The organism is Atlantibacter subterraneus, from assembly GCF_007570865.1.
In the GTDB taxonomy this organism is placed as follows: Bacteria; Pseudomonadota; Gammaproteobacteria; order Enterobacterales; family Enterobacteriaceae; genus Atlantibacter; species Atlantibacter subterraneus.
Genome location: NZ_VLPS01000016.1, coordinates 1 through 4,690, shown reverse-complemented (window position 1 = coordinate 4,690; position 4,690 = coordinate 1). Strand labels below are relative to the sequence as shown.

Sequence of the window (4,690 nt, the reverse complement as noted above, 5' to 3'; positions counted from 1 at the left end):
TCCCACCTGACCCCATGCCGAACTCAGAAGTGAAACGCCGTAGCGCCGATGGTAGTGTGGGGTCTCCCCATGCGAGAGTAGGGAACTGCCAGGCATCAAACAAAGCAGAAGCCCATCCTGACGGATGGGCTTTTTGCTGTCTGCGATCCAGCAAACTTGCCTGAACGCCCCTACCAACGCTCTGAAACCTGCTTCCGCTCTTCACCAATCAAACCACGATACAAGCCTTACGCTGCGCGATCGGGTAAACTAGCGGGATCGTTGTATCAGGAAAAAATCATGCGTACTTCCCTCAAACCTTTTAATAGTTTTAATCTGGAATGCAGCGCTAAAAAGCTGATTGAGGCGACGACACCCGAGTCGTTACAGCAAGCCTGGCTTGAGTCCGCACGACGGGGCGAACCGGTAATGATTCTCGGAGAGGGCAGCAATGTTCTTTTTCTTGAAGACTTCGACGGCACGGTGATTGTTAATCGCATTGCGGGCATTACCGTCACAGAGACAGAGCGCGCATGGCATATTCACGCGGGGGCAGGGGAAAACTGGCACAAGCTGGTTGAATACACGCTCGACAAGGGTATGCCTGGACTGGAAAACCTGGCCCTGATCCCCGGATGCGCGGGATCGTCACCGATCCAAAACATTGGCGCTTATGGCGTTGAGCTTAAGCACGTTTGTGAATACGTCGATTGCATCGAACTCGAAACGGGCAATATTTTACGCGTCGAGGCGGCAGACTGCCGCTTTGGCTACCGTGACAGCATCTTCAAGCACGAATACCAGAACCGCTACGCTATTACCGCAGTAGGGCTACGCCTGAACAAGCGTTGGGTACCTGTATTGACCTACGGTGATCTGGCCCAGTTGGATCCTGCTACTGCCACTCCACAAGACGTCTTTGATAGCGTTTGCCATATGCGGCAAACAAAACTGCCCGACCCTCGCGTCCAGGGCAATGCGGGCAGCTTCTTTAAGAACCCCGTCATCAGTGCGGAACTGGCTGCGCAACTCATTGAGCACTTTCCCCGCATCCCTCATTACCCACAGGCTGACGGCAGCGTGAAGCTCGCTGCGGGCTGGTTAATCGATCAGTGTCAGTTAAAGGGCTACCAGGTGGGCGGCGCAGCCGTGCATCGCCAACAGGCTCTGGTTCTGGTTAATGTAGATAACGCAATAAGTAGTGATGTTGTGCGCCTTGCGCATGATGTGCGGCAGCGCGTAGGTGAGCGATTTAACATCTGGCTTGAGCCGGAAGTGCGTTTTATTGGCCGAACCGGTGAAGTGAATGCCGTGGAGAAAATTTCATGAAGGATAATAAAATACCCTTAACGCTCATCTCTCTGCTCGCTGATGGCGAATTCCACTCGGGCGAGCAGCTGGGCGAAAAATTAGGGATGAGCCGTGCGGCGATTAATAAACATATCCAGACGCTGCGCGACTGGGGCGTGGATGTGTTTACCGTCCCGGGAAAAGGGTATAGCCTTCCCGAACCTATCCAGCTGTTGGATGAGTCTTTAATTCTTAGCCAAATTGATACCGGCTCGGTCAGCGTATTACCGGTTATCGACTCCACCAACCAGTATCTGCTCGACCATCTGGCAAGCCTCTCTTCCGGCGATGCATGTATTGCGGAATATCAGCAAGCGGGTCGTGGCCGTCGCGGTCGTAAATGGTTCTCGCCGTTTGGCGCTAATCTCTATTTATCGATGTACTGGCGTCTTGAGCAGGGCCCCGCCGCTGCGATTGGCTTAAGTCTGGTTATTGGTATCGTGATGGCTGAGGTTTTGCATGAGTTGGGCGCCGATCAGGTTCGTGTTAAATGGCCGAACGACCTTTATCTCCACGATCGCAAACTTGCCGGAATTCTGGTTGAGTTAACCGGCAAAACCGGTGACGCTGCGCAGATTGTTATCGGCGCAGGCATTAACCTGGCGATGCGCCGGGTAGAAGAAGAGGTCGTCAACCAGGGCTGGATTAACCTACAGGAAGCGGGCATTCATATCGATCGTAATAAGCTCGCCGTCCGGCTGATTAACGAATTACGCAACGCATTGAAAATCTTTGAGCAGGATGGACTGGCCTCATTCCTGGGCCGTTGGGAAAAGCTGGATAACTTTATTCATCGCCCGGTAAAACTGATTATTGGCGAGAAAGAGATTTTTGGTATTTCCCGGGGTATTGACGAGCAGGGCGCGTTATTACTGGAGCAGGATGGCGCGATTAAACCCTGGATTGGCGGCGAAATATCATTACGCAGCGCAGGATAAGAAAAAGGGAGCTTAGCTCCCTTTTTTTATTTCCGTAATCTGACGCACTCAACCGCGTGGTCGGCGCTCTTGGTCATTATCAGACTGGCTCGCTCACGCGTTGGTAGAATATTTTCTTTAAGATTCAGCCAGTTGATCTCTTTCCATAACTGTGTGGCGACGTTAACAGCCTCTTCTTCCGAAAGTTTGGCGTAATTATGGAAATAAGAATCCGGATCGGTAAATGCCCCTTCGCGGAATTTCAAGAATCGGTTGATATACCAGGTCTGTAATAGATCTTCTGGTGCATCGACATAAATAGAAAAGTCGACGAAATCAGAGACAAATACATGATGCGGATCGTGCGGATAATCCATGCCGCTTTGTAATACATTCAATCCTTCAAGGATTAATATATCCGGTTGGGCCACAACTTTATCCCCATCGGGGATAACATCATAAATGAGATGGGAATACACCGGGGCCGTCACATTCGGTACGCCGGATTTTAGATCGGAAACGAATTTTACTAGCCGATGCATATCATAGGATTGCGGGAATCCTTTCTTCTTCATCAGGTTCCGATCTTTAAGAACCTGGTTAGGGTGCAGAAAGCCATCGGTGGTAATTAATTCAACGCGGCGGTGTTCCGGCCAGCGCGACAATAGCGCCTGAAGCACACGCGCCGTGGTGCTTTTGCCTACGGCAACGCTGCCTGCGATGCTGATGATATAAGGGATGCGCTGCCCGTTAGTGCCTAAAAATTGTTCCAATACCGCCTGGCGGCGAAGATTCGAGCTGATATAGAAGTTTAATAAGCGCGACAGGGGCAAATAAATCTCAGCGACTTCATCCAGCGAGAGATCTTCGTTAATACCCTTTAAGCGCGCGATTTCGCCTTCAGTTAAGGTCATTGGGACTGAGTCACGAAGCGCAGCCCACTGGCTCCGGTTAAACTGAAGATAAGGAGTCATTATTGTTTGCTCTGTATTACTTTTCAGCATGTGTTTGCCTGTCATTGCGGACAAGGATGAACGCTCTGGCTGGTTCGTTTCATTTTATAAACGGCCAGTGACACGCCATAGATATCAGTTTCAACGATGGGCAGGAGGGTAACACCAGAATGCAAAGAATAAGAAGAAAAAATCAAAAGGAGTGATGCTTTCCAGTAAAAGCATCACGTTTAACAGCCTCAACTCGCTACGGCGCGATAATACGGATTCATCGCAAACAGGCGTTTGTAGCAAATAACGGCAGAGTGGCAATAGCCGTTGCCAGAACAGATGTAGTCCGGCATCTCCCTCAGGCAGCGATACCGGCTTTCTATGCACGGTGATGGGCGAGTCCTGATTATTTCTTACGCTGCGCTGGTCAAAATAGTGCCAGAAGTGACGGGCTTAGTTCAAAATGTGAGCGGTAGAGCGTTTTATGCAATTTTTTTGTTGCATGCAGGCCCGGCAGTTCCTAGAATGCGCGCTACTTGATGCCGGCTTAGCTCAGTAGGTAGAGCAACTGACTTGTAATCAGTAGGTCACCAGTTCGATTCCGGTAGCCGGCACCATCAAGTACCCGGTGGGGTTCCCGAGCGGCCAAAGGGAGCAGACTGTAAATCTGCCGTCATCGACTTCGAAGGTTCGAATCCTTCCCCCACCACCATTTTAGGTTGCGCGCTGCGTAACCCGAGACGATAAGCTCAGCGAATCGGCTCGAATAGTGAAGGGCTTCTCTTCATATTCAAACAGAAGAATCAGGTAGCCGAGTTCCAGGATGCGGGCATCGTATAATGGCTATTACCTCAGCCTTCCAAGCTGATGATGCGGGTTCGATTCCCGCTGCCCGCTCCAGATGTGCTGATATAGCTCAGTTGGTAGAGCGCACCCTTGGTAAGGGTGAGGTCGGCAGTTCGAATCTGCCTATCAGCACCACTTCTTTTTTCCTCCCTGCTTCTTTTCTGTTTATATTCAACAAATTCAGGCTTGTGCCTGGTTGATGTGGTGATATCACCGATTTATCCGTGTCTTAGAGGGACAATCGATGTCTAAAGAAAAGTTTGAACGTACAAAACCGCACGTTAACGTCGGTACTATCGGCCACGTTGACCATGGTAAAACAACGCTGACCGCTGCCATCACTACCGTTCTGGCTAAAACCTACGGTGGTTCTGCTCGTGCATTCGATCAGATCGATAACGCGCCGGAAGAAAAAGCTCGTGGTATCACCATCAACACTTCTCACGTTGAATACGACACCCCGACTCGCCACTACGCGCACGTTGACTGCCCGGGCCACGCCGACTACGTGAAAAACATGATCACCGGTGCTGCGCAGATGGACGGCGCGATCCTGGTTGTTGCTGCGACTGACGGCCCGATGCCGCAGACCCGTGAGCACATCCTGCTGGGTCGTCAGGTAGGCGTTCCGTACATCATCGTGTTCCTGAACAA

At 51.0% G+C, this 4,690-nt stretch carries 4 protein-coding genes, 4 tRNA genes and 1 rRNA gene; 8 read left to right on the top strand and 1 reads right to left on the bottom strand.

All coding sequences use genetic code 11. From position 1 onward, the window contains the following. From rrf to birA, 3 genes are all read left to right on the top strand, one after another. A 5S ribosomal RNA gene (rrf, locus tag FND52_RS21750) occupies window positions 1-94 on the top strand; the annotation flags it as partial. A 185-nt stretch (window positions 95-279) separates the two neighbouring features. Beyond that, window positions 280-1,308 carry a UDP-N-acetylmuramate dehydrogenase gene (murB, locus tag FND52_RS21745; protein WP_144133210.1) on the top strand — a complete coding sequence of 343 codons (1,029 nt, stop codon included), beginning with the start codon at window positions 280-282 and terminating at the stop codon, window positions 1,306-1,308. Then, entirely contained in the window at window positions 1,305-2,267 is a 963-nt protein-coding gene (gene birA / locus FND52_RS21740; protein WP_125295740.1) for a bifunctional biotin--[acetyl-CoA-carboxylase] ligase/biotin operon repressor BirA, read from the top strand. The genes murB and birA overlap by 4 nt, the downstream gene beginning before the upstream one ends. A gap of 26 nt (window positions 2,268-2,293) precedes the next feature. On the opposite strand, the gene coaA is transcribed toward birA, so the two are convergent. Further along, a complete protein-coding gene (gene coaA, locus FND52_RS21735) occupies window positions 2,294-3,250 on the bottom strand; it encodes a type I pantothenate kinase (RefSeq protein WP_208737528.1) in 957 nt (318 codons plus the stop codon). A 481-nt stretch (window positions 3,251-3,731) separates the two neighbouring features. On the opposite strand from coaA, the gene FND52_RS21730 reads away from it, so the two are divergent. The 5 genes from FND52_RS21730 to FND52_RS21710 all read left to right on the top strand — a co-directional run. Continuing rightward, window positions 3,732-3,807, top strand: a tRNA-Thr gene (locus FND52_RS21730). Between the two features lie 10 nt (window positions 3,808-3,817). Then, window positions 3,818-3,902, top strand: a tRNA-Tyr gene (locus FND52_RS21725). Between the two features lie 113 nt (window positions 3,903-4,015). Then, a tRNA-Gly gene (locus tag FND52_RS21720) sits at window positions 4,016-4,090 on the top strand. A gap of 5 nt (window positions 4,091-4,095) precedes the next feature. Continuing rightward, window positions 4,096-4,171 (top strand) — tRNA-Thr (locus FND52_RS21715). Between the two features lie 109 nt (window positions 4,172-4,280). Further along, on the top strand, window positions 4,281-4,690 hold a 410-nt coding region (locus tag FND52_RS21710), incomplete at its 3' end, for a GTP-binding protein (protein WP_004159035.1).

What these genes read in the sequence shown, in the direction of transcription:
- murB (WP_144133210.1), top strand. Translation starts at nt 280, where the DNA reads ATGCGTACTTCCCTCAAACCTTTTAATAGTTTTAATCTGGAATGCAGC.
- birA (WP_125295740.1), top strand. Translation starts at nt 1,305, where the DNA reads ATGAAGGATAATAAAATACCCTTAACGCTCATCTCTCTGCTCGCTGAT.
- coaA (WP_208737528.1), bottom strand. Translation starts at nt 3,250, where the DNA reads ATGCTGAAAAGTAATACAGAGCAAACAATAATGACTCCTTATCTTCAG.